Annotated in this window: 2 protein-coding genes; both read left to right on the top strand. The window is 51.4% G+C overall.

What is annotated here, in order from left to right:
• Positions 1 to 200, top strand: a 200-nt coding sequence (locus tag AC559A_RS19160) for a hypothetical protein (protein WP_498819295.1), incomplete at its 5' end; no start/stop codon positions are given.
• A 43-nt stretch (positions 201 to 243) separates the two neighbouring features.
• Complete coding sequence (locus tag AC559A_RS19155; RefSeq protein WP_498819294.1) at positions 244 to 888, top strand: tyrosine-type recombinase/integrase; 645 nt, start codon at positions 244 to 246, stop codon at positions 886 to 888.
• The last annotated feature ends 325 nt before the right edge of the window (positions 889 to 1,213 follow it).

Here is a 1,213-nt window from a genome sequence, read left to right as displayed (position 1 = left end):
AAGACGCGGGAAGCCATGTCAAAGAGCAAATTACTGTCAAATTACTTTCTCAGGACACCTTTTTATCGCCTTTTCAGCTCAACTGCTCCGGTTCGTCCCCTTCAGCACACCTACCAGGGGCATCGCTGGGGGCTGGCCGCATAATTGCCGCTGACTTTTTGCAGGGACATCAAGCAAGACGTTATCGACATTCAGAATAAGCTGGCAGAGGGCAATCTGAAGCCAAGCTCGGTGAACAGGATAATGTCCGTAGCCAAACACGTTTTCACGCTGGCGGAAAAATGGGAGGTAATCGAAAAGTCACCTGCCAGAAATACGCAGCAGTTGGAGGACAACTCGCAAAAGGAGCGCTACCTGACCACCGCCGAAATGCACCGTCTGCTGGAAGCCCTCAAGGGGTGCAACAGCACGGTAGTACCGGATATCGTAGAGTTCCTGATGGTTACCGGTGCTCGCAAAACCGAGGTTGTAGAGCTTACCTGGAGCGAAATCGATCTCACCACGGCCACCTGGACGCTGCCAGCCGAGCGCAACAAAGGCAAAAGGCCGAAAACGGTTCCGCTGTCCGTCAGGGCCGTTGAAGTGCTGAAACGCAGACAGGACAACGGCTCAGAGTATGTATTCCCAACCCCGAAATCGGGCAAGCCATTACAACACTTCCACCGAACCTGGGACAGAATACGCAAGAAGGCCAAGATACCCGACGTTCGCCTGCACGATTTGAGACACAGCTACGCCTCTTTTCTGATCAACAGCGGCAGGTCTTTGTACGAGGTGCAGAAACTGCTCGGGCACTCGCAGATACAAACAACTCAAAAGTATGCGCATTTGACACGCAACACTTTGTCCGAAGCAACCAAAACTATGGACGTGCTGATGGGTATATGATGGGTTAAATTTGCATAATAACTAACTGAAATCTTGTGACAAAGGTTGGCATAACCAAGACTGTGCTGGTGGGTATACGGTGGGGGAACGGCGTGTTACTAGGTGACGCCAAAAAATGTAATATAACTTCAAGCTGTTACGCAGACCAACCTGACAGTGACAGCCCATTTTCAACTAGACGCCGATAGGTGATGCCGGAAAGTACCAACTGATACTTCCCGGCATCACTGTTTTTCGTTGCCGCTTGATGCTTGTACCAAGGTTTTTGGTGCTGAGGGCATGCGGCGTGATGTCAAATCTGGTGCTGGGCCGGTGATGTGCCGGT

Origin of the sequence: Desulfonatronum zhilinae (genome assembly GCF_900182865.1) — a bacterium.
GTDB classification, from domain to species: domain Bacteria; phylum Desulfobacterota; class Desulfovibrionia; order Desulfovibrionales; family Desulfonatronaceae; genus Desulfonatronum; species Desulfonatronum lacustre.
This window is presented reverse-complemented; position numbering and strand designations above follow the sequence as displayed.